15 protein-coding genes and 1 tRNA gene are annotated in these 23,487 nt (G+C 64.1%); 8 read left to right on the top strand and 8 right to left on the bottom strand.

The annotated features are described in order from the left end of the window. The gene (locus tag QP457_RS09715) at positions 1 to 1,134 is read left to right on the top strand and encodes a PAS domain-containing sensor histidine kinase (protein ID WP_100465734.1); all 1,134 of its coding nucleotides are present in this window, start codon (positions 1 to 3) and stop codon (positions 1,132 to 1,134) included. Further along, the gene (locus tag QP457_RS09710; protein ID WP_089240789.1) at positions 1,124 to 1,483 is read left to right on the top strand and encodes a response regulator; all 360 of its coding nucleotides are present in this window, start codon (positions 1,124 to 1,126) and stop codon (positions 1,481 to 1,483) included. The genes QP457_RS09715 and QP457_RS09710 overlap by 11 nt, the downstream gene beginning before the upstream one ends. 131 nt (positions 1,484 to 1,614) lie before the next feature. Here QP457_RS09710 and QP457_RS09705 read toward each other — a convergent pair whose 3' ends face one another. From QP457_RS09705 to QP457_RS09690, 4 genes are all read right to left on the bottom strand, one after another. Continuing rightward, positions 1,615 to 5,316: a TonB-dependent receptor gene (locus QP457_RS09705; RefSeq protein WP_205405614.1), complete on the bottom strand. Its 3,702-nt coding sequence runs from the start codon at positions 5,314 to 5,316 to the stop codon at positions 1,615 to 1,617. Beyond that, positions 5,313 to 11,366, bottom strand: a complete 6,054-nt coding sequence (locus QP457_RS09700; RefSeq protein WP_240196597.1) for a CshA/CshB family fibrillar adhesin-related protein — start codon at positions 11,364 to 11,366, stop codon at positions 5,313 to 5,315. Before QP457_RS09700 ends, QP457_RS09705 begins: the two co-directional genes overlap by 4 nt. A gap of 630 nt (positions 11,367 to 11,996) precedes the next feature. Then, the gene (locus QP457_RS09695) at positions 11,997 to 12,461 is read right to left on the bottom strand and encodes a GNAT family N-acetyltransferase (protein WP_205405615.1); all 465 of its coding nucleotides are present in this window, start codon (positions 12,459 to 12,461) and stop codon (positions 11,997 to 11,999) included. 132 nt (positions 12,462 to 12,593) lie between these two features. Then, positions 12,594 to 12,670 (bottom strand) — tRNA-Arg (locus QP457_RS09690). Positions 12,671 to 12,788: 118 nt separating this feature from the next. Here QP457_RS09690 and QP457_RS09685 point away from each other — a divergent pair. From QP457_RS09685 to QP457_RS09660, 6 genes are all read left to right on the top strand, one after another. Continuing rightward, positions 12,789 to 13,427, top strand: a complete 639-nt coding sequence (locus QP457_RS09685; protein ID WP_205405616.1) for a phosphatase PAP2 family protein — start codon at positions 12,789 to 12,791, stop codon at positions 13,425 to 13,427. 84 nt (positions 13,428 to 13,511) lie between these two features. Next, positions 13,512 to 13,859: a hypothetical protein gene (locus QP457_RS09680; RefSeq protein ID WP_205405617.1), complete on the top strand. Its 348-nt coding sequence runs from the start codon at positions 13,512 to 13,514 to the stop codon at positions 13,857 to 13,859. Positions 13,860 to 13,940: 81 nt separating this feature from the next. Beyond that, entirely contained in the window at positions 13,941 to 15,050 is a 1,110-nt protein-coding gene (locus QP457_RS09675) for a polysaccharide biosynthesis/export family protein (RefSeq protein WP_205405618.1), read from the top strand. A gap of 10 nt (positions 15,051 to 15,060) precedes the next feature. Beyond that, complete coding sequence (locus tag QP457_RS09670; protein WP_205405619.1) at positions 15,061 to 15,735, top strand: YjbF family lipoprotein; 675 nt, start codon at positions 15,061 to 15,063, stop codon at positions 15,733 to 15,735. 3 nt (positions 15,736 to 15,738) lie between these two features. After that, the gene (locus QP457_RS09665) at positions 15,739 to 16,491 is read left to right on the top strand and encodes a capsule biosynthesis GfcC family protein (protein WP_205405620.1); all 753 of its coding nucleotides are present in this window, start codon (positions 15,739 to 15,741) and stop codon (positions 16,489 to 16,491) included. A 161-nt stretch (positions 16,492 to 16,652) separates the two neighbouring features. Continuing rightward, a complete protein-coding gene (locus QP457_RS09660; protein ID WP_240196598.1) occupies positions 16,653 to 18,677 on the top strand; it encodes a YjbH domain-containing protein in 2,025 nt (674 codons plus the stop codon). Positions 18,678 to 19,168: 491 nt separating this feature from the next. Here the strand turns inward: QP457_RS09660 and QP457_RS09655 are convergent, their stop codons facing one another. Genes QP457_RS09655 through QP457_RS09640 form a run of 4 tightly spaced genes read right to left on the bottom strand, consistent with a single transcriptional unit; the run spans position 19,169 to position 23,487 of the window. Beyond that, complete coding sequence (locus QP457_RS09655) at positions 19,169 to 20,281, bottom strand: DUF1972 domain-containing protein (RefSeq protein WP_205405622.1); 1,113 nt, start codon at positions 20,279 to 20,281, stop codon at positions 19,169 to 19,171. After that, entirely contained in the window at positions 20,278 to 21,216 is a 939-nt protein-coding gene (locus tag QP457_RS09650) for a glycosyltransferase family 2 protein (RefSeq protein ID WP_205405623.1), read from the bottom strand. Before QP457_RS09650 ends, QP457_RS09655 begins: the two co-directional genes overlap by 4 nt. Then, the gene (locus tag QP457_RS09645; protein ID WP_205405624.1) at positions 21,209 to 22,219 is read right to left on the bottom strand and encodes a hypothetical protein; all 1,011 of its coding nucleotides are present in this window, start codon (positions 22,217 to 22,219) and stop codon (positions 21,209 to 21,211) included. Before QP457_RS09645 ends, QP457_RS09650 begins: the two co-directional genes overlap by 8 nt. Further along, positions 22,219 to 23,487, bottom strand: a complete 1,269-nt coding sequence (locus QP457_RS09640) for a hypothetical protein (RefSeq protein WP_205405625.1) — start codon at positions 23,485 to 23,487, stop codon at positions 22,219 to 22,221. The genes QP457_RS09645 and QP457_RS09640 overlap by 1 nt, the downstream gene beginning before the upstream one ends.

Below are 23,487 nucleotides of genomic sequence, written 5' to 3'. Positions count from 1 at the left end.
GTGTTGACGGACCCTTCCCGACAGCTGCGATTGCTGATCGACAGCGTGCGCGATCATGCGCTGTACCTGCTCGATCCCGACGGCATCGTCTGCAGCTGGAATCCCGGTGCCGAGCGCATCAAGGGCTACCGGTCGGAAGAAGTCATCGGTACCCACTTCGGGCGCTTCTACCTGCCGGCCGAGCGCGATGCCGGCGAGCCGCAGCGGCTGCTGCGACTGGCGGCGGAAAGCGGGCACCAGGCCGCCGAAGGTTGGCGGGTGCGCCGTGACGGGTCGCCGTTCCGCGCCAGCGTGGTCATCGAGTCGGTGGTCGAGAACGGCGAGCTGGTGGGCTTCGTCAAGATCACCCGCGACATCACCGAGCAGTGGCAGGCGCAACGGCTCCTGCGCGACGCGCAGCGGGCGCTGCGCCAGACCCAGCAGTTCGAGACGGTCGGCCAGCTCAGCCGCGGCCTTGCCCATGAGTTCAACAACCTGCTGACCACCATCGTCAATGCGCTGGACCTGCTGTCGGCACGCATGGGTGATGATGAGCGTGCCAATGCCCTGCTCACCACCGCGCAGGCGGCCAGCGATCGGGGTGCCCTGTTGACCCGGCAGCTGCTGGCCTTCAGTACCGGGCAGACCCTGATCCGCGAAACGCTGGACATCAATGCGCGTATCCACGACTGGCTGCCCGCCCTGCAGGCCACCTGCCCTGCCGGCGTCACCCTGGAAACCGCGCTGGCGGCCGGCCTGCCTGCGATACTCAGTGACACCGTGCAGCTGCAGACAGCGCTCGCCAATCTGGTCGGCAACGCTGCGGACGCCACGGTGGGGGGCGGTCGGGTACTGATCGCCACCGCGCTGGAACACCGCATGGACCCCGACGCCGAAACATCCCGGCAACGGACCTATGTGACGTTGAGCGTCTGCGATGAGGGCCATGGCATGGCCCCGGACATCGCCGAGCGCGCGACCGAACCTTTCTTCACCACCAAGGACATCGGCAAGGGCAGCGGTCTGGGCCTGAGCCAGGTGTTCGGATTCACCACCCAGAGTGGCGGTTTCGTTGATGTGTCCACCACGCCCGGTGTCGGCACCACGGTCAGCCTGCTGCTCCCTGCTACCGAGGACCCCGCACATGACCGATGATCCGATCCGCGTATTGATGGTGGAGGACCAGACCGATCTGCGCGAGATGATCGGGCTGGCCCTGCGCGACTTCGGCATCGACGTGGCGACCACGGCGGATGCGCAGGAAGCGGTCGCCCTGCTGCAGGGCGGCGCGCGTTTCGATGTGGTGTTCAGTGACATCAGCATGCCCAACGGCATGTCGGGCATCGAGCTGAGCGAGCATGTGGCGCGGGACCAGCCGCAGGCGCGGATGATTCTTTCCTCCGGCTACGCGCGCTCGCAGTTGCCGCCGCTGCCCGAGCAGGTGGAATTCCTGCCCAAGCCTTACCGGTTGCGGCAGCTGGTGGAGCTGCTCAAGCAGGAGTGAGGGACCGCTGTTTTGCCAGGCATGGCCTGGCACTACTGGGTAGCGACGTTGCTGTTTTGCCAGGCATGGCCTGGCACTACCCGTAGTGTCCGTCGCGGGCTTGCCAGGCGTGGCCTGGCGTTGCCCTGTCCTCAATAGCGACCCACCAGGTTCAGGTACCAGCCGCGGTGCGTGTAGTCGAACTTGGTCAGGTCGTCACTGAAGTCGGTGAAGTTGTAGCCCACGCCGACCCGGAAGTTGCGGCCGACATCACGGTCCACACCTGCCAGCCAACCTTGCCGGCGACCGCCATCGCGCACGTCCAGCAGGCGGTACTCCAGCAGGCCATGCCATTGGTAGTACAGGTCATAGCGCAGCTGCGCGGCACCGAAGTTCGTTGCTGAATCGAACCACGGGCCGGTGCCGCGACCATAGCGCACCTCGCCTTCGCGGCGGGCCAGCTTGGCCGCTACTTCCCAGCGGTGGTCGATGCGGTGCACGCCTTCCAGCGACAGCACCTGGGTACGCTGATCGTAGTCCACGCCGTTGACCTGGCCCATCGTCGACAGGTCGTACAGATAACTGTATCGGCCGAACAATGCCCAGCGATCATTATCCCAGGGGCGGTAGGCGAAGCCGAGATTGCCTTCGATGAAGCGTGCACCGGCCACCGGGTTGATCGCATCGTCGGTGTCGGCGTAGTTGAACCGCGCGGCGATCCGCCAGCTGTCATTGAGACGATGGCTGAGGCGATTGGTGCTGACCCATTGCGTGCGCCGCTCCGCACCGGTGTCACGACGCCACTCCACCTTGCTCTGCCACTCGGTACCCGGCGACGACCGGCCACCGGACAGGCTGATGGCCTTGCGGTCGACCTCGCCACTGCTTGCATCCAGCTTGCCATCGCTGAGGGTGAAGCCCGCGTTCCAGCCCACCGCCGGATAGAAATCCATGCCGAAGGTGTTGGCCAGGCCCGATTCCTCGCCGGATTTCAGGAACTGGCTCTCATTGAACACGTTGACCTGGTCAGACAGGCGCCAGCGCTGGCCCAGCGTCCAGCCATCCTGCGCGTTCGGGCTGAACAGCGGGTCGTACTCGCTGCGGTCGGTGGACTGGGTGAACGCACCATAGAAGCTGTGCTGCGGGGTCAGCTTGTACTCGGCATTGACCTGCGCGGCACTGCCGCGATCACCATCACTGACCTCGGCACCGATCGTGGACAGGTTGGCGAAGGTGTAGGTGCCACCGGCGACCACCGCATCATTGTCCGCGTAGCGGCCATGATCGTCATCGACGGTCAGCTGGCCGCCACCATAGAGGTCCAGCGCGGTACCGATGCGATGGGTGTAGCGCGCTGCCGCCAGCACACCGGCATTGCTGCCGATGCCGCGGTCTTCCTGCACCCGGCGCAGCTCGGCCGACACGCGGTCGTTGTCGCCGATCCGCCATTCGGCAGTGGCCTGGGCCTGGATCAACGATTCATTGCCGCGCCGTGCTTCGCTGTAACGCGCGTACAGGCTGAAATCGTCGGTCACGTAGCCCAGCAGCTCGGCGCCCTGCTCACGCACGCGCTGGCCGGTGTCGAAGCGGCCCACCGAGTAACCACCGTCGACCTGCCGCCACCAGGCACCGGCACTCCAGTCGCGCTGGGTCCAGCCCAGCTCGCGCAGGTTCACCCGGGCCTCCACCGCGGTCGCCTCGCCTTCGCGCGGCCCTTCGGGGTTGAGCCGGGTGAAGCTCAGGCCACCGTTGTCGGAGAAGAACACCGGTGCACTGGTCGCCTCGCTGCGGCTGTGTTCGACCTTCAGGTAGGTGCCACGCCCGGCCTGCAGGGTCAGGTCCGCACCGCGCAGCGAATAGTCCTGGCCGGCGCGCTGTTCGTCCACATAGGTAGCCCCCACCGCCACGTGATCGCCGAACCAGTGCTTGCCACGCACGCCGGCGGTGATGTCGTCATTGTCGAAGCCGGTCGGTACCCATTCGTAGTCGACGATCAGGCGCTGCTCGTAGCCGTCCAGCGGCACGTCGCGGCTGATCCGGCGCAGGTTCTCGCGGCTGACCTGGGCCAGTGGCCGGGTCAGCAGGATGCGTCCCTGCAGTGCGTCGATCTCGTAGTCGGCACCGCGCACCAGCGACACCCGCTGCTCGACACGGCCGGTGGTGCGGTCACGGATTTCCAGTACCACCTGGTCCGAGCCGCGCAGGATGCTGGCATGGCGCAGGTAGTACAGGCTGCCGCCGGTGCCGATGAACTCGCTGTGGCCCGGCGCGGTCTCGGCCTGCGAGCCGAACAGGCGCAGTTCGGTCTGCGCATCGCCCCATGCATTGGCGCCGCGCGAACGCCACGACAGCGCAGCACCGTACAGCGAACGCACGTACTGGGCGTATTCGGTACCGCTCAGGCCGGTGTTGTAGTTGCCCCACAGTGCCTGGTTCTTGTCCCAGTCCATGCGCAGGTAGAAGCGGCCCATGCTGTCGACGTCGCGCTGGGTCAGCGAATCGTCGCCATAGGTGGGGTAATACAGGTCCGGGTCCAGGCTGCGGAACAGGTCCTGCGGATCGGCGGTGGTGAAGCCGGTGAACAGTTCGTCCAACGGCCGGTTCTGCGTATCGGCCTGTGCAGTCAGCAGATAGCGGCCGCGCGTCTTGGCCTTCAGGTAGAACGCCAGCCGCCCATCACTGAGCACATCATCATCGCGCTCGCCACGGGCGACGTCGCGGCCCGCACCACTGGCCTTGTTCTGGTACACCGTGACATCGGCCAGGCCGACACCGAACAGATAGCGGCCGCTGACATCCACCTCCAGCGTGCGCGCAATCGCTGGTGCATCGGGGCGCTCGACCCGCACATCGAACGCGTGGTGACCGATCGGCATCAGGTACTCCGCGGCGAATTTGCGGTCCTGGTCCAGCGGGTAGCTTTCGCCGTTGATCTTCAGTGCCGCGCCAAGCGGCAGGTCACGGCCGCGCAGGCGCACGCGCGAGCCGTACACCGGAATGTTCTGCTGACGCAGGCCGTTGCTGTCGAACACCTGCTCCAGCAGCGACAACGAGGCGGCCTGATTGGCATCGACGGCCGTACCGCGGCGATCTTCCAGGGCGTCACGCAGCTGCTGGTTGCCGCGCTCCACTTCGGCCAGCGTCACCAGCTGCATGGACTGCGCCGAGGTCTCATCGACATTGCCTTCGGCATCGTACGCGCGCAGCACATAGATCAGGCGGTCGCCACGACGCAGCGGCGTGGACGCCGGCAGCGTACCGTCCCAACTGCCCTGCCCGACCGCAGCCACAGGCAGTTCAAAGGTCGCCAGGGGCGCGACCCGGTCGCTGTCGCTGCCGCGGTAGATGCTCACTTCCAGGCGTTTGATGAACACGGTGTAGTTGCCACGCACGAAGAATTCGACCGGACGCGCGATGCGGCCCTGGTCGAAGGCCACCATCCCCGGCGCCGAAATCGACAGCTCGGGCTGGCCCATGGCGGGGTCTTCGGTGGCCCAGATCGCGCCGCCCTCCGGCAAGCGGATCATGAACTCACCACGCACGGCCGCCTTGCCCGGCTCATCCAGCGCGATGCTTACGCGGCGGTCCGGCTGCAGTACCTGCGACGACGAGCGCGTCGACGTGCCTTCGGTCACCGGCTCATCGAAGCTGCGCGAGCGCAGGGTGAACAGCAGGTCGCCCTCGGCGCTGCACTGGTTGCCTTCGCAATGGATGGGCGCGGCGTCGCTGGCCGCGGCGTTGACCGGCGGCGGCGCCGCCTGCGCGGTTGCTGCCAGGCCCAACAGCAGCGCCTGGTACAACACAGCGCGGTGCAGGCGGGCAGGACGCCGGGCAACAGAGTGATGGGCGCTCATCGGCGGGCCTCCTGTTGGCGGGCCGCCGCGCGGGTGGCGGCGGTCTCCTCGTTGCGCACACGCAGACGTTGCTGCACGGCGGGGCTGAGCTGGACGCGCAGCGCTTCGAACACGGCGTTGGCACGGCGCAGGCCCAACGCCTGGTTGTAGACATGGCTGCCACGTACATCGGTATGGCCGACCAGGCTGACCTGGCCGCCTCCCATCTGCTCCAGGCGCGCGGCGATCGCAGCCAGCAGCGGCCTGAACTCCTCGCGGATCACCGCCTTGTCGGTGTCGAACAGCACGTTGCCGAGCAACGCACCACCGGCATCAACGCCAGCAACCAGCGAGTGCGGATCGCGCACATCGGTACGCAACTGCACGCTCAGGCCAGCGCGCGACCCTTCGGCCACCTCGGCCTGCAGCGCATCACGCACGGCCACCGCACGGGCGAAGGCCAATGCATGGCTTTCGCCGTTGGCGGCAATCACCACGTCACCGCCCTGGTAACGGTCAACCGCCTCGGCCATCTTCGCCAGCACCGGGCGATAGCTGGCGCGCAGTTCGCTGCTGCCCGGGGCGAACAACACCTCGCCCAAGGCCAGCTCGGCGCGCTCGGCAGCCGCCTGCGGCGACGGCGGCAGGCGCACGCCGAAGCTGAAGCGGGTCGGCACGCCCTGGGTGACCCGACGCAGCAACGGATTCTCGGTGGTCAGCTCGGAACCACCCGGTACCGTTGCCGGATCCAGCTTGACGATGAAGTTGCGGCCCAACCGCGCATCGCCACCGTGCACATCGGCCAGGTGGTAACGACCGAACGGATCGGTCTCGATCAGCAGGCCCTCCACCGTGGCCAGGCGCACGCCGGGAATGCCCTGCTCCTGGATGCCGTGGTTGCCGATCACGTAGGCAACCTCATAGCCCTCGGCCACCCGCGCGATCTCGCGATGCACGACCGGCTCGGCCGCGGTCAGGCCCTTGGCCGCCTCGCCACTGCGCTGCACGGTTGTGACACCCTTCGCATCCAGCTTCAGGCGATGGCCCTGTGCGCTTTCCAGCACGAAATCATCGGTAAAGGACAGCTCGCGCAGACGCTGGCGGATCACCACCTGGTGGCTCTCGACCGTGTCCGAGGTAGACGCAAGCCCATGCACCACGCCCACCTGCACGCCATGCAGCAGCGGCGCGCTGGCATCGGCCAACGGCTGCGGGCCATCGCCACGATCCAGCGTTGTCGAACCCGGCACGTAAGCGTCGGGCGCGAACCCGCCCTGCACGCGTACACCGGTCAGTTCCGCGCTGTCCTGCCAGCCGTCGCCATCACGATCATCGAACACGCTGCCGAACACCAGGCTGTCTTCCAGCAGCGGATCGGCGTCCATGCGCACTTCAGCGGTCGCCACGTTCGACAGCGGAGTGCCGTCATCGGCAGTGGCCACGGCCTGGTTGATGTGGTTGCCGGCACGCACGCCCGCACCGACACGCAGCAGGTAGGTGATGGTGGCACTGCGGCCCACGGCAATGTCGACCGCGCCGATGCGCAGCGGGGTCTGGCTGCCGCCCAGCGAGAACGCGCCGTCGTCGTCGGCCACGCGCATCGAGCCATCCACGTAGCTGAAGCCCGGCGGCGGTGTATCGACCACCACGCCGTCGCGCCAATGACTGCTGCCGACGTTCTCGACCACCAGCTGGTAGCGCACCAGGTCGCCGACTTTCACCAGCCGCGGGTTGGCGGTCTTGGTGATGCGCAGCGCGAAGTCCGAAATCACCTTGTGCCGCGTTTCGCAGGTGGTGCACTCCGGCGGCGGCGAACCATCCGGGTACTGGCCACGCAGTCGGTTCAGCACCTCGGTGCGTGCCTCCTGGTTGACGATGGCCTGGTAGACGAATTCATGCTGTCCCAGTGGGGTACCGGTCGGCAGCGTGCAGACGATGTCGGCCCCCTGCTGCGCGCAGCCGGCCGGCAGCGTATCCACGCTCAGGCCTGCGTCGGGCGTATCCACCAGTTGCAACGGCTGCCGCAGCGAAGCACGCTCGACGGTGGCCCGCAGGGTATAGCGCAGCCGGTCACCCGGGCGCACTTCACTGCCACTGGCGGGGCCGGACAGCTTTTCCAGCACCACGCGCGGCTCCGCCAGCACGTGCTCGGTGCTGCAGGTGCCGATGCAGGTCGGGGTATCGCCACCACTGCCCAGCACCGCGTTGCGGACGCTGCCACTGGCCTGCGCATTGACCAGCGCGCGGTAGCCCAGCGTGTAGGTGCCGGGTGCGGTGCCTGCCGGCAGCGTGCATACCAGCGGATTGCTGGCATTGCAGGTGAAGGAACCCGGCTGGGTCACCGACTGCAGGTCCAGGCCTGCACCCAGGGTATCGGTGAGGGTGAGCACATCGCTGGTCTGCGAATTGGCGACCACCACCTCAACGCTGTAGTCCACTGCATCCCCCATGTTGACCGGCGATGCCGTGCTGGAGGACTTGCGGTAGGTGACCGTCGCCGCCAGCACCGGCGTGGTGGTGGTGCAGTCGGTGGTGCAGGTATTGGTACCGGTGCCGCTGCCAAGCACGGCATTGCTGACGCTGCCCTTGGCCTGTGCATTCACCGTTGCGGTGTAGTTGACCGTGTAGGTGCCCGGTGCGGTGGCGGCCGGCAACGTACACACCAGCGGATTGGCCGCATTACAGGTGAAGCCGGTGCTGGCGGTGACTGAACCGAAGTCCAGGCCCTGCCCCATGTTGTCGGTCAGGCTGAACACAGTGGTGGTGCGCGAGCGGCTGACCACAGTGGTCAGGGTGTAGGCGATGCTGTCACCCACCTTGACCGGGCCGGCGGCGGCCGAGGTCTTACGGTAATCGATCTGGCTGCCTGCCACCGGCGTAGTGGTATCGCAGTTGACGGTGCAGCTCGGGTTGTCACCGCCGCTGCCGAGCACCGCATTGGTCACCTGGCCGGTGGCCTGGGCGTTGACCACGGCGGTGTACGACAAGCTGTAGCTGCCCGGCGTGGTACCGGCCGGCAATGTGCACATCAACGGGTTGGCCGCATTGCAGGTGTAGGCGCCGGCACTGGTCACGCTGCCCAGATCCAGACCGGTGCCCAGCGTGTCGGTCAGCGTCACCACGTCGGTGGTGCGCGAGTTGGTTACGACCGTGGTCAAGGTGTAGGTCAGGCTGTCACCCACCGACACGGGGCCGGCACTGTTCACCGACTTGGCATAGCTCACGCCCGGCGTCGCCACCGGCGTGGTGGTATCGCAGTTGGTCGTGCACGAAGGCGTGTCGGGGCCGGTGCCGATCACGGCATTGCGTACCGTGCCGCTGGCCTGCGCGTTGACCGTGGCGGTGTAACTCAGGCTGTAGGTACCCGGAACCGTGCCGGCGGGCAGCGTGCACACCAGCGGGTTGGCCGCATTGCAGGTAAAGATGCCCGCGCTGGTCACGCTGCTGAAATCGAGGCCGCTGCCCAGCGTATCGGTGAGGGTGACCACATCGGTGGTGCGCGAACGTGCAACGGTCACGCTGAGCGTATAGCTGATGCTGTCGCCCACCCGCACCGGTCCACCGGTGGAGGCCTGCTTGGCGTAGCTCACCTGCGGGCTGGCCAGTGGCGTTGTGGTATCACAGCTGCCGACACACGTCGGATTGTCAGGACCGCTCGGCACAACGGCATTGCGCACCTGGCCAACAGCCTGTGCATTGACGATGCCGGTATACGAGAACGCGTAGGTTCCCGGCACGGTGCCGGCTGGCAGCGTGCACACCAGCGGATTGCCGGGCACACAGGTAAAGCCGCCGGCATTGGTCATGCTGCCGAAGTCCAGGCCAGTGCCCAGGGTGTCGGTCAGCGTGGTCTCCGCGGTGGTGCGCGCATCGGCAACGACCACGCTCACTGTGTAGGCAACGCTGTCGCCCACCGCGACCGGGCCGGCCGTAGCGCTGGCCTTGGACACCGAGATGCGCGGCGCCGCCACCGGCGTGGTGGTGGTGCAGTTGCTGCTGCAGGTGGGAGTATCGGTACCGGTGCCCACCACCGTATTGACCACCTGGCCACTGGCCTGCGCGTTGACGGTGGCCGCATAGGTCAGGCTGTAGGTGCCCGGCACGGTGCCCGCTGGCAGCGTGCACACCAGCGGATTGGCTGCATTGCAGGTAAAGGCGCCGGCATTGGTCACGCTGCCGAAGTCCAGGCCGGTGCCGAGGGTATCGGTCAGGGTCAGCACGTCGCGGCTGTTGCCGTCGGCAATGGTGACATCGACGGTGTAGCTCACCGTCGCCCCCACCGCCACCGGACCGGTGGTGTTGGAGCGCTTTGCATAGCTCACCCGGGTGACCGGAACGGTCACATCGCTGCGGGTGCAGTGGTTGGCGTCGGTGCAGGCCTCGCCCGGTGCGGGCGGATTGCCACCATTGAACGGATCGTAGCCACCACCGACGCTGGCGTGGTTGCGCAACAGGCCGCTTGCCGATGCGGACACGATCACAGGCAGGGTGAAGCTGCTGCTGTCACCAGGGGTGCCGGCTGCCGACAACACCTGGCTGCTGGTGCAGGTCACCGCCTGGCCGCTCGCAGTACAGCTCCAGCTGCCGCTGGTCAGGGTGCCGGTCCAGTTCTGCACAATGCCGGCCGGCAGCTGGTCACGCACGGTGATCGCACCTGCCGGTACGTTCGGCGGATTGCCGGTCGGCACATTGGTGGTGTTGCTGATCGTCAGCGTGTACTGGGTGCCAGCCTGGCCGTAGTTCCAGATGCCGCCGGTGGCATTGTTGCCCTTCACCACCTTCAGCGCGGGTGCGGTGATGGTGATCCGGTGGTCTTCCACTTCACCGTCATCGGCCACGCCGGTCGGTTGCTGGATCTGCGCCGCATTGGTCGCATAGCGCAGGCGCACGTAACTGGTACCCGCACTTACCTGCGTGGGCACGGTCCAGCTCAGATTGGCGCCGCCGCCACTGCATGTGGCGATGTTGCTGCGCTCGCCCGTGTCGAATGTGCCGTTGCGGTTGAAGTCGATCCAGCCGGCCACACTGCCGGTGCCCACACACGCCACCGACTGATTGATTGGGGTCCCGGCCTGCATCACCGTCAGCGCGTACGTCGTCGGCCAGGCGTTCTCTTCGTTGGGGTTGCCTGCGGGGAAGTTGTCGTCGCCCTTCGCATCGACGCTGTAGCTGCTGCGCTGTTCGGTATCGGGCCCGACGGTACCCAGGAAGTCGGTCAGCGGCGGTGCCAGACCACCCGGTGTATAGCCGGCGGTATTGATGTTGGTGGGCGTGGCGTTGACCGGCAGGCCATCTGGCCGGAACTGCAGGTCGTCCACCACGTGCATGGCATCGCCATAGCTCTGCGGCGCGTCGCCGAAGTCGGCGTACGGCACCAGCAGGCCGATGGCGATGGCGGTGGTGCCGCTGCCGCGCATCGAAAAGCCCATGTTCACCGCAAAGTTGCCCGGCGCATGCGCGGCATTGTCGAAATTGAGGAAGGTGACCGCAGCGGTGTTGTTGTCGTTGCCTGGTCCAAAGCGGACCACGCTGTTCGCACCGATCATCGACTTGGTGACGTTGTATGGGCCAGCACCTACGTTCTTGCGCACTTCGACCACGTTCCAGGTACCGCGCGCGGTGGCCTCGACGAACTCGCCACTGTTGTTGATCGACTCGGCATCGGCCATCACCACGCCGCGCAGGCGGTAGGGCGTGCCGCCCAGCGTCGAGACGCAGTTGATCTCGAAAGACGATGTACCGCTGCTGCGCGATATACCCGCGATCAGCTGATTGGCGCCGCCGGTACCACCGACGTTGTACAGGTCATCCAGACTGTCACCGCTGAAATTGCCTGGACGATAGCTCTGCAGGAGGCCACCACCGCTAATGTTGGCCAGGCTGCAGGTGACGTTGAGGTCGATGCCGGAGGCGATCGGCATGGAAATCGACGACGTGTCCCCGTTGCTCAGCGTCACCCCGTGCGTGCCCAGGTCGGTGCCGCCACCCCAGGTCAGCCACAGCACGGTGTTGCGGTACGGGCTGCTGCCGCCGGTCGCGTAGGCTGCAGCCCAGGCCAGCGATGGCAGCATCGCCGACAGCAGCAACAGCAGGCCCGCGGCCAGGCATCGTCCGGTCCGGCCGGGGCGTGCACTTTTTCCAGGATGAACGGATTCACCGCCCGCGCTGATGCGCGACGTCGTCGACTGCCACATGTCTGTTTTCCCCGTCGTCGGCCCGCCGAGGGCCGCTGCTCAGTGGATAGCCCGGGGATCTTTCGATTTCCGTCCCGGCCTCACATGCACAGTTGTAGCAACCGCCCCCTGGGCCATCGTGCACGGATCCGGCAGCCCGACCGCCCTTTCCGGCAATTCGTCACGCATTTTCGGAGCGCGGACGAGACGCCTGGTGGACGTGCACAACAGAAATGCCGCCGGGCCATGGGCTACCGGCGGCATTGAAGTGGAAGGGGAATCGCGCCGCGCCTGGCGGCCGCCGCGCTGCTACCAGGGCACGAAGAGCAGGATCAGCACGATCACCAGCAGCACTGCGGCGACGGTCAGCAGCACGTTGCGCTGGCGCCAGGAAGGCTTGGGGGTGCCGGGGGTATTCATGGGGGCGCTCCTAGGCAACCGTTGGGGACGCCACCAGACTGCCGAGTCCGGCTGCAGCAGCGCGTGCAGGTGATGTGCACCGGGAGTGCAGAGCCCGGTACCCTCTGCTCAGTCGGCGGGACAGGCCATGAACAGCAGCTCCGCCGTAGATTCCTGTTCAATCGCGACGAATCCTAGGTTGCGATACAAAGCCACCGCGGCCACGTTGTCGCGATACACGCGCAGGGTGAGCCGCCGGACGCCATCCGCCTTCAGCGCCTGCCTGCTCAAGGATTGCATCAGTACACGCCCAAGGCCACGCCCGCGCGCCTGCGGAGAAACAATGATCCGACCGAGATGGGCGGTATCGGCTCTGGTCAGCCAGTACTGGCCGAAGCCAAGGCAGTTGTCCTGCGGGTCCAGCAATACCCAGCCAGGGCGGACTTCCAGTTCCAGGGCGTGGGCCAGGCGATCCGGCGCCAGCGGAAATGCGACGCCGGGCCCTGCCCAACGCTGGGTGGCCGCGGCCGAATCAAGCCAGCTGACGATGGTGGCGTAGTGCAATGACTGCACAGGCTGCAGGTGCTCGGACATGATCATTGGCGAGGGGATGTCACTCCGCACTCTAGCCCAGGGCAGCTACCAGCAAAGACGGCAGGCCGTGACCCGCCCCGTTCCGCGCTGCCACCTGCAAGCCGGAACCATGAGGACTTTCACGATCGACTGTGGTGACCCCGGCCCGATTCGAACGGGCGACCTTCCCCTTAGGAGGGGGACGCTCTATCCAGCTGAGCTACGGGGCCATCGGCAGCGGCAAAGGATACCGTGTCCAGCTGAATGGACCAAGCGGCGCGTCTCCTGCAGAGTGCCCAGCATCGGTATTCTGTTCGTCTCCATCCGCTGCACCCGCAATGTAAACGCATGATGACCTTCTGGGAGAGCCTGTCTGCACTCGGCGACAGCCGCGCCCTATTTCCACTTGCCACTGTACTAGCCTTGTTCCTGCCAACATCTCACCGCCGCCTGCTGTGGCGATGGGCGGCGGTCGTCATTGTGGTCGCCGCTATCACGCTGGCCAGCAAGATCGCATTCATGGGTTGGGGTTTCGGTTTGGAGTATCTGGATTTCACTGGTATCTCTGGCCATGCCGCGATGTCCAGCGCTGTCTATCCCGTGACCTTCTGGTTGCTGGCAAGCGGTCGGAGTCGACGTCTACGGGCCTGGGCCCTCGCCGGCACAGGGCTTGCCGTGGCGATCGCCGTCTCTCGACTGCCTTTGCAAGCACACTCTCTGTCTGAGATCGTCATCGGACTCAGCCTCGGCCTAGCCGCGTCTGCTTGGGTGCTGCACGGCTCGCAGATGCGGGGAAGCGTCTTGGCCGTGCGTGGCCGCGCCGCGTTGATGGCCATTGCCGCCGCCACGACCATCCCGGCGTTGCTTGCGGACCTGCATACCCATGACCTCGTGAAGGCCACGGCGAGGACAATGTCCGGCCGCGGACAAGCGTTTGAACGCCACGATCTGCGCGGCCACCCGACGCCAGCCAAACACAACCGTTGACACGTAACTTTCACAAACCTTGACAGCCAGGATTCGTCCACCGAACATAAGCGAGGAATTTTCCCTGACGGAGCAGGCATCCCCATGTTCAAGAAGATGATCGCAGTTGCGGCACTGGCGGCCTTGTCCGCCTCCCCGATGATGAGCTTCGCACAGGAAGCGCAGGCTACGGCCGGCACCGAGACTGCTGCTGAAGTCGCCGGAGCAGAAGCTGCAGGCGTCTCGACTGCTGCCGTGGTCGGCACCACTGTGCTCTCCGTCGCTGCGGCGGCCGTTGCCTACAGCATCGGCGGCGACAGCACCAGCGGCAGCAACGACAGTGGCAGCGGCACCGATCCCGGTGGCCCGGGCCCGGGCGGCCCCGGTACGGGCGGCACCGGCGGTACGGGTGGCACCGGTGGTACGGGTGGCACGGGCGGCACCGGCGGCTGATCAACGCACTGCGTATCACTCAGGCCCTCGCCGGGCGCGACCCGGCGGGGGTTTTTTATGCCTGCCAGACTCTCATTTCTCATGAACAACATTACCCCTCGCCTTCTTGCCGCTGCGCTTGCCGCAGCGGCACTGTCCAGCTGTGCGCTTGCACCCGGGCAGCACCTGCGCCGTAGCGACCTTGCCATTGACCGCCAGAGCGGCAATGGCCAGCTGGAAATCGTCACCATCACTCCGAAGCTTGTAGCGCAGGAGAATGCCGCGCGGGCGCAGAATTCGCTGCCAGCTGCGCTGTTCGATTACCAACCTGCGCCATACACCGTCGGCGCCGGCGACATTCTCTATGTCACCGTATGGGATCACCCAGAACTGACAGTACCGGCAGGTCCACAGCAGCAAGGCACTCTGGCGGGGCGCCTTGTGCAGAGTGACGGCACATTGTTCTATCCCTATATCGGCAAGGTCATGGCGTCGGGCAAGACGCCAATGGAGCTCCGCGAAGAAATCAGCAATCGTCTGGCCAAGTACGTGGAGTCGCCTCAGGTGGATGTGTCCGTCCTCAACTACGGCAGCCAGCGCGTCTGGGTGACAGGCGCCGCCCAGCGCTCATCACCGATCGCCATGGGCACATCGCCGATGACGCTTGCGGACGCGATCAGCCAAGCCGGGCTGGACAACATGCAGGCCGATCTGTCCGGCATCCAGCTCAGCCGGGAAGGCACGACCTACACCATCAATCTGGAAACCCTGGCCCGCGAGTTTGGCGGTCGCCAATTACTCCTCAAGGATGGCGACTCCATCTTCGTGCCCTACCTGGATCGCAAGGAGATCTTCGTGGTGGGCGAAGTCAATCAGCCCGGCGCCTACAGCTTCCGCACCGGCGATGTCTCGCTGAATCAGGCGCTTGGCCGTGCACGCGGCCTGCTGCAGCAGACCGCAAATGGCAACGCCGTGTATGTCATCCGTGGTAGCACGGACCTGCAGCAGGAGCCCTCGATTGTGTACCAGCTGGAGGCGCGCTCGCCAACTGCCTTTGCCGCCGGCAGCCAGTTCCACCTGCGACCGGGCGACGTGGTATTTGTCGGCGCTGCCGGCGTCAGCCGCTGGAACCGCTTCGTGAATCAGCTGCTGCCTTTCACTAATATCCTGTACAACGCGGCGCGTACCGGAACCGAAATCAGGGACAATTGATATGGCACGCATGGACGCGGCCCGCCACTGCCTGGCACATCGCGCCTTTGGCGTGCTGTTGCCGGCCATCGTCGCCGCGTTGCTGCTCACCAGCTGCACTACCGGCAGCCGTTCAACAGTGGACGCCTTCCGGCTGATCACCTATCGCCCGGCACAGGTAACTGCCGAGCGCGTGGCCAGCAATCGTTTTCCGCAGATGCAAGTGGACGCGCCTGATATCGCTGCCGTGGCAGTGCTCGGCTACGTCGACGCTGGCCGTCAGCAGTGGTTCGCTGGTTCACATGCAGTGTTCGAGATGGATCGCCACGGCCTGCTGCTGGGTGGAAGTGGGCTGGGGCAGCAATGGCGTGCCCGCATCGACGGCCCTTCTCCGTTCAACGACCTGCGTGCTGTAACCACGCCAGTGACCGTGCAACGCCGCTATGACTGGGTGCCCGCCTACCAGGTCAGCGTGGCCGTGACCGGCATCCTGAGCAGGGGCGTACTCGAGCAGGTTGACATCCTCGGCACGAGCCGCACCCTGCAGCGTTTCGACGAACAATTGCAGGGCGGGGGCATGCATGGCCGCAATGTCTACTGGGCCGATCCCGCCACCGGCTTCATCTGGAAGAGCCGCCAGCATCTGGCGCCCGGCCGCATTGCGGAGCTGACCCAGCTCAAACCCTATCGCCCGGCCAAGGATTGAGCCATGACGTTCAGAACTCTCAACCCAGCAATCCTCGCCGCGTTGTTTGCCGCCAGTGCTGCCCAGGCCGCGCAGGTGCATATTGAAGGTGCGGCTGACGCGGCCGGGGCGTACGAACTGACGGCCGGCGCCCGCCTGGCAGATGGCATGTTGTTGGCCCGCCCACGCGTCGACGCCTACCTGCTGGGTGCCAGCTTCGAGCGACCACAGGCAGTGCAAGCTCAGACGCGGTTGCGTGCCGGGCTGCAGTACGGTGCTGAGCAGCTGGCAGAGTCTGCTGACGCACAGGTTGCGGCACTTGCGCACACACTGCTGACCTGGCTGGACACGCATCAGGCGACCGGCCGCGCCCCCATTGCTGGTGCCGCGCGGCTGATCCAGGTGCAGCCCGCGAACAACCCGGTACTTGCTCCGGGCGATACGCTGCGGTTCCCGCTGCAGCCGCGCACGATCACCGTCATGGGTGCGGTGGAGCAGACCTGCCGGCTACCCCACTCCCCGCAGCGCGACGCGCGTGACTACCTGCGCGACTGTCGTCCGAGTGTGTTTGCCGACCGCGACAACATCTATGTAATCCAACCCGATGGGCACGTCCAGCAGCTGGGTATCGCCTTCTGGAACCGCGCAGATCTCCAGGCTGTCGCTGCCGGCGGCACGGTGTTCGTGCCCGTACGTGCTTCGCTCATCAAGCGCATCGATCCGCTGTTCAACAGCGATTTTGCCGCGTTCATCGCCACCCAGCCTGTCAGCCCGTGATGACCCAGTCCTACCCGCGTGCGCGCTTGGTGCGCCCCGCCCGATTTGCGCTGAGCGCGCTTGCCCTGTCGCTTTCCAGCGCCCTGCACGCACAGGAGGCACCGCCACCCACCTCCAATGAATGGGGCGGAGTAGGCCTGCTGCAGACGCCGACGGCGCGCATGGCCGACGATGGTGATCTGAGCTTCACGGCTTCCTACAACGCACCCTACGCGCGGTACAACCTGACAATGCAGCCATTCCCATGGCTGGAGACCTCATTCCGTTACATCAACGTCAACAACCTGCTGTATGGCAGGAGCGTAGCCGGTGACCAGCACTACAAGGACAAATCCATCGATTTCAAGCTGCGCCTATGGGAAGAGTCACGCCTGCTGCCGGAGGTAGCCTTTGGCGTTCGCGACCTAGGCGGCACGGGCTTCTTTTCCAGCGAATACATAGTCGCCAACAAGAACTTTGGGCCGATCGATGCATCCCTCGGGCTCGCCACCGGTTACATCGGCAACCGCGGAGACTTTTCCAATCCTCTCGGAACGCTCGATGATCGCTTCAAGAACCGACGCCCCGTGGCAAACAGCGAAATCTCGCAGGCGGGCAAATTTGGTCTCAGCAACATGTTCAAGGGGCCGGTCGGCATCTTTGGTGGCATCACCTACCAAACGCCGATGGATGAGCTGCTGCTCAAAATCGAATACGACGGCAACGACTATCGCCGCGAACCCCGCAACAACAATCTGCGCCAGCGCACGCCCATCAACGTGGGCCTGGTCTACCTGCCCAATCCCAATGTCGAGCTGACCGCAGCATGGGAGCGAGGCGACGCGGCGATGTTCTCGCTCACCCTGCGAGGCAACCCCGGCAATGCCCCTGCGGCACCGAAGCCGTTTGACCCACCACCTCAGCGACTGCTGCCCAGGGCAGTCGTTGCCACCCGTATGATTGCTTCCAGCGACGAGAGCAGCAGCACTCCGCCTGCGACAGCGCTGGACTGGGCCGCAATCAGCGCGGAACTGCAGAGCAATGCAGGTTTCCGTGTCGAGCGCATCTCACGCCGTGGCGACGAGTTGTACGTCGACGGTTACCAGACACGCTACCTGCACGCTGCCAAGGGCCTGGGCCGGGCCACCCGCATCCTCGCCAACGCAACCGGCAATGACTACGACTGGTTCACCCTGCGCACCGCCCGCGTGGGCATGCCCATCGCCGATCTGTCGATCAACCGTGAAGCCTTCGCCGGTTACCTGGACGGCACAGTCGGCGAGGATGTGCTACGCCGGAGCACGGAACTCCAGCCGGCAGATGCGCGTGCGCGCGAAACGCTTTACAAGCCCAAACGAAGCCCCTTTGGCGGTGGCTTCAACATCGGCTACCGGCAGAACCTCGGCGGCCCTGATGGCTTCATCCTGTATCAGGTTGCGGCCAACTATTCAGGCAGTCTGCTCCTACGCGACAACATCTGGTTGACCGGCACCGTCAGTGCAGACATCATCAACAACTACCACAAGTTCAAGTACAACGCGCCCAGCCGCCTGCCACGCGTGCGCACGGACATCCGCCAGTATCTGACCACCTCCGACGTGATGCTGCCCAACCTGCAGGCCAACATCGCCGGACGGCTGGCACCGGACCTGTATGGCATTGCCTACGCGGGTTATCTGGAGTGGATGTATGCGGGCGTCGGCGGCGAGCTGCTATATCGTCCTAGCGGAGAGCGCTGGGCGGTCGGCGCAAACCTCAACCGGGTGCAGCAGCGTGACTACGACCAGCACTGGGGTCTGCGTGACTATCGCATCACCACTGGCCACGCCACGATCTACTACGCCTTCGACGCCCGTGAGCGAATCATCGGCTCGCTCTCGGTCGGCCAGTACCTCGCTGGCGACAAGGGTGCCACTCTGGACTTGGCCCGCGTATTCGACAACGGTGTGACGATGGGCGCCTACGCGACCAAGACCAATGTCTCGGCGCGTGACTTTGGTGAAGGCAGCTTCGACAAGGGCATCTACTTCAGCATTCCGCTCGATGGCTTCCTGCCGCGCTCCACGCGCGGTCGCGCGGCCTTCAACTGGAACCCACTGATCCGCGATGGCGGCGCCATGCTTGGACGCAAGTACGGCCTCTACGGCATGACGGGCGACCGCGACGAACGCTTCTTCTACGACAACATGCGTACGATCGACGATTGAGAGCACTGCCTGACGCACTAGACGCTCAGAGCGGCGTGCGGCGTGCGGCGTGCGACGTCTATTTCGCCAGAACGACTTCTTACGCACGCGAAAGAAATCACGCAGAAGCGCGACAACTCTGACCACCACATACAGCTAGGCTTTCGCCCGGGACTCTCCCACCCTGCAAGCATCATGCGTCAAGATCGATTGCATTGTGGCGATGTGCTGCCTTCAGCCCCACCGGCACCGCCCCACCGGCACCGCACCAACGAAACAGCACTAAGTAAGTGGCAAATCCCAGGCAGCGCATTGGCCGCCGGAGATTCATTCTGGAAGAACACATGGCTGGAGCCATATCGCTGCACGCCCCTCCCGTCCAGAACAGCGAAAGAACCCGCCACGGAGTCGGCCAAGGTCTGAGGCGGCCGTTTGCAAAACGGCTACGACGAGGGCCGCGGCAACCCGATATTCCTGACGCCACCAAGCGGCAGCCTTAAATCAAGCTAGAACTACTCGGCACTCGCTCTGATTGTCTTGGCGAGCAAAGTCTCGTACTTTGCAAGAATGAAATCCCAAGTGAACTCGTCTGAAAATCTTGCCTTGCTTTCGCGACTGAGCCTGTCCCTCTCAGAGGCCCCGTCAAGGACTGCTGCAATACGATCACTCAATTCTTCAACACTACTGAAGTACAGCGCCCCGCTACCCGCAACCCACCTGTTGAATCTATTGTCATGGGCGATGATGGCGTTGCCTGCACCCATTGCCTCCACCAATGAGGGATTGGTCCCGCCAACTTGATGGCCGTGCATGTAGAACGCGCAGAAATAACGAAGCGCCTGAACGATACTCTTGTCATAGACCGCCCCGACAAAGCGGACCTCAGGGCTTGCGGCCGCAATCACCGAGCGGTGGTAAGCGATACCGTCGTCATACTTCCCCAACACGACCAGTGGCATCCCACGCCTGGTACGTGAGTAGGCCTGGACAATCTCAAGCAACGAATTCTCGGGTTCTGGCCGAGCGATCACCGTAGCGAATCGGCCGGGCACAACATCGAACGAATCCAGCAGGGAGCGATCTGCATGCATGACGTCCTTGCCACCATAGGCAATAGTCGTGATCTTCTTCGCCGACACGCGCGTCTGCAGGTGCCTGGCGATTTCCGGGTGATCTGCTACGAGCGCGTCACAGATATGGCAGCCGGCGCGTTCGTTGAGCCATAGCCACGACTTCGCCGCGATTCCCCACTTGGCGCGGGACCACTCAATACCGTCCATGTTCATGACCGTCCTGACACCGCGAGCGCGCAGAATCGCCGCGAACGACGCAGTGTTATAGCCGAGAATCAGGCAGATATCATTCTTGAACTTCGACGCGTGAATCGTCGAATGAAGGTCGAACTTCACCGTTGCCAGAGCACCATCTCCGAAGACGGGAATGTTCACGAGCTCAACGCCTTCCCAGCTGCTGTCGTACGATTGGCCAGCCCCCTCCTTCTGGCAATACACCACAACCCGCCAGCCGCGATCGACGAGGTATCTTGACAGGTGCTCGGCAAACGTCTCGAACCCACCGTGTGTGGCAGGCACGCCACGAATACCCAGAATCCGCACCGTCTTCATGCGTTCGTTCTCCGCAACTTGGACGTCACCATGGAATATCGCCTGATTGCAAAGGACTCTTTCAGACCAGGCATGCTACTTCTCTCTCCAAGCAATACGGCAACAATCACCAAAACATCACGAAATCCCGCCAGCACCGAATTTCCTGGCCGATGCTTTCCTAATCGCCACTTCATCAGAAACCTATTCCTTACACCCAGCAGATCAGGAATCACTTTGCCTCTCTGGAAACCGCGTACCGACCGGACGTGGCCGAACCCTGAAAGCATGACCGACCTGCTGCCGACGCCGACCTGGCCCGCGCGTATACAGAGTTCCGCATCTTCACGATACGCAAGGAATGTATCGTCGAAGAAATATCCAGTACCGCTCACGATTGTGTCGAACGCCCCAGCCGAAACAAGCATGCAGGCACCGGTGACGCCGCAGACGTCGGACATGGTTCCATCAAGCCGAGGCAGCGGTAGGCCCTGATCGATATCGAAATGCCGGCCAGACCGGGACCAGGCAATCCCAAGGCTGTCGACCAGTGCAACCGAGCTTGAATCGGCACCAATCCGCGCCAATGCTGGGCCATACAGGCAGTTCTCAGGCTGCTGTTCCACCGCAGCCGACAACGCCGAGACCGCACCCGGTTCCAGAAGAACATCCGGGTTGAGCACCAGTACACGGACGGCACCCGCCGAGAATGCCCGCTTCAACAGCCTGTTGTGGCCGGAGGCGAATCCCAGATTGTCGAAGCGATGTTCAACCTGGACCGACTGGCCGAGGCCGGCGTCGTCGATCATCGACTGTACGGAAGCACGGAGCGCCGACCTGCCGGAAATCAGGATCCACAGCGTACCAAACTCGTTCCGGATGGCCGCGAGCGAATGCAGCGTTCGCTGCAGATCGGGCAGGCTTGGCCTGAATACTACGAGTGAGATGTCAAGCATACGCTCCCTGTGTAATCAGCTGTGCAATCTTGCTCGCCCGTGACTTCCAGGAGTGGCTGGCCACGAAATCCAATCGCCGAGCCGGGGAAATGGACATAGCATTGTTCCAATCGTCTACCGCACCAGGATCGCTTCCGATGCCATGAAGGAAGGCCATCGAATCATCAATGCCATTGGGCCAGAGAAGACGCGGACAGATCACCTTGATGCCAAGCGCGAGCAGCTGGTAGACCTTCATGAGATCCTGGCTGAGCGTGTAGTCGGTAACAACGTGCGGAACAAGGCCCACGGTCCTGACACCGGTCATCATGGCGAGCTCTTCCGATGACAACCACGCGAATGTCCTGACTGGGCGATTGGCTGAAATCGACGCATCCAGAATGCCGAGTACCGCCGGATCCGTACCGGGCGCACCGATCACGATGTCATCAAATGGCCACTCGAGGAGCGCCGAACGAAGGAGTTCTATGTCTGTTCGGCCCTTGAATAGATGGCCGAGGACAATCAACCGTCTCCGGTCGTCGCCACCCGAGGGCAAGTGCGCGATGGTGCAATCCACGCCGTTGGCAACCACCGACTCCGGACCCAGCCCCAACTTTGCCGCCATATAAGGCGTATTGCAGGTGACCACCACTCCTCTCGCCCCGCCTTGTCGGATACGGGAATAAGTCATGGTCGCCAGGAGCCTATGCCAGAGATTGATATCCGGTGCTATCGACCAGTCGTCATAGAAATCAGCCCAGACCACGTCCTCCCGAGACCAGCCCTGGAAAACCGGAGACAAGACAGCGACATTCTTCGCCCCGGCACGCGGCACCGGATGCCAACGCCCTCTGTTCTCATTGCGTTCCGAAGTCTCGCCACGCCCATGAAACTGATGAGCTGCTGGCTTGGCAACCACGTCCAGCAGAGTCAGCTCATGCACCAAACGTGCGGGCCGAGTCTCAACCTTTCGTGATGGGGATTGGATTGCCCATGCAATCGATTCAATACGTGCGTCCATTACTTGTATCCCATTCCACGGCTGCAAGCGCGCCACGCAAATACATAGAAGATTGCCGCAGCAACCGGGAAGGTACTGGCTCCAGCCAGACCCGCCACCTGCGCCATGATCGCCCAGCATACGAAGAAGCCGTAGATGCAGGCTGCTACCGCCTTCGTATCACCGTCAGACTCCCGGGCCGCGGTGGAGAACCTGCCGGCCATCGCACACAAGGCGAGAATCAGGAAGAAGCTACTGAAGAAGGTTCCGAAGTACCAGAAATTCGCATACCCCTCGCCCATCAACGTCGGTGGCGTGCCGCCGCCGATGAAGTCTTTTCCGGAAAGTTCCTTGATTTCGCGGTCAAGCGATAGCTGTTCGCCGGGCAGCGCTGAAATGAAGAGGGTGAAGTAGGTCTCGCCAAATTTCAGATTCATCTGGCCCGAATCAATCAGGTGCTTGGTCAGCACTGCATTGCTTGGGACAACCCCTGCGTAATGGGTCAGCGCCGTCAGCGCCACGCCGGCGTAGTTCCCAGCTGCCAGATCCTCGCTGTACTCAGCGTAATCGTAGAACGCCTCTTGGCTCACCACGCGATAGCCACCAATTGCGGCCACCATCAGAACCAAGGCAACGCCACCCGCCAGGACCCTCAGGCCGGTGAGCTTATAGAGCCCATATGCCCAAGTCGCGAGTGCGATGGGACAGATCAGATAGAGCAACGGGCTGCGGTTTGCCAGGCCGACGATGATGAGGAAGGCAATCCCGGCACTCAACCAGCCAAAGCGCCTTCTCAGCGCAACCAGCAGGGAAGATGCAGGGATGCTCATGTACGCCATCAGGCGCAGATAGCCGGTTCCGGAAACCGCCGCATCGACTCGCCCCTGCTCGACGTCCCCACCAAGGAAAGGTACGCCCTGGATGGCGAAGAATACCAAGGCAGACAAGACACTGGCGGCCATCGTCAACCAGCAGAGCATCGACAGGCGCTTTGGCAAGGTCCACATGGGTCGCCCACCCGAGCGAAGCTGCTTTGCCGCAACCAGTCCTGCCAGCACGCCGCCCACCTGCAGCCCCCACAGGAACAGATATTCCAAGTAGTCATCACCTGCCAGAAGATGGGCTGCAAGCGAACCGACAACAATAGAAATGATGCCAATTGACGCAGGTGTCAGCGGGTACGGAAGCCCGTAGTTGCGGCGCCCCTGAACGGAGAAGCACAGCAGCGCGGCGAGCACCGTAACCAGGAGATGCAGGGCAATCAGATAAGGCTTGTCCGTCTCAAACAT

It is taken from the genome of Stenotrophomonas sp. As-7 (assembly GCF_030291015.1).
In the GTDB taxonomy this organism is placed as follows: Bacteria; Pseudomonadota; Gammaproteobacteria; order Xanthomonadales; family Xanthomonadaceae; genus Stenotrophomonas; species Stenotrophomonas lactitubi.
Note: the sequence above shows the minus strand (reverse complement) of the source record. Positions and strands in the feature narration are given on the sequence as shown.

Coding starts and splice junctions, on each gene's coding strand:
- QP457_RS09665 (WP_205405620.1), top strand. CDS start 15,739: ATGACGTTCAGAACTCTCAACCCAGCAATCCTCGCCGCGTTGTTTGCC.
- QP457_RS09710 (WP_089240789.1), top strand. CDS start 1,124: ATGACCGATGATCCGATCCGCGTATTGATGGTGGAGGACCAGACCGAT.
- QP457_RS09660 (WP_240196598.1), top strand. CDS start 16,653: ATGGCCGACGATGGTGATCTGAGCTTCACGGCTTCCTACAACGCACCC.
- QP457_RS09670 (WP_205405619.1), top strand. CDS start 15,061: ATGGACGCGGCCCGCCACTGCCTGGCACATCGCGCCTTTGGCGTGCTG.
- QP457_RS09680 (WP_205405617.1), top strand. CDS start 13,512: ATGTTCAAGAAGATGATCGCAGTTGCGGCACTGGCGGCCTTGTCCGCC.
- QP457_RS09700 (WP_240196597.1), bottom strand. CDS start 11,366: ATGCTGCCATCGCTGGCCTGGGCTGCAGCCTACGCGACCGGCGGCAGC.
- QP457_RS09695 (WP_205405615.1), bottom strand. CDS start 12,461: ATGTCCGAGCACCTGCAGCCTGTGCAGTCATTGCACTACGCCACCATC.
- QP457_RS09655 (WP_205405622.1), bottom strand. CDS start 20,281: ATGAAGACGGTGCGGATTCTGGGTATTCGTGGCGTGCCTGCCACACAC.
- QP457_RS09645 (WP_205405624.1), bottom strand. CDS start 22,219: ATGGACGCACGTATTGAATCGATTGCATGGGCAATCCAATCCCCATCA.
- QP457_RS09685 (WP_205405616.1), top strand. CDS start 12,789: ATGATGACCTTCTGGGAGAGCCTGTCTGCACTCGGCGACAGCCGCGCC.
- QP457_RS09650 (WP_205405623.1), bottom strand. CDS start 21,216: ATGCTTGACATCTCACTCGTAGTATTCAGGCCAAGCCTGCCCGATCTG.
- QP457_RS09675 (WP_205405618.1), top strand. CDS start 13,941: ATGAACAACATTACCCCTCGCCTTCTTGCCGCTGCGCTTGCCGCAGCG.
- QP457_RS09705 (WP_205405614.1), bottom strand. CDS start 5,316: ATGAGCGCCCATCACTCTGTTGCCCGGCGTCCTGCCCGCCTGCACCGC.
- QP457_RS09640 (WP_205405625.1), bottom strand. CDS start 23,487: ATGTTTGAGACGGACAAGCCTTATCTGATTGCCCTGCATCTCCTGGTT.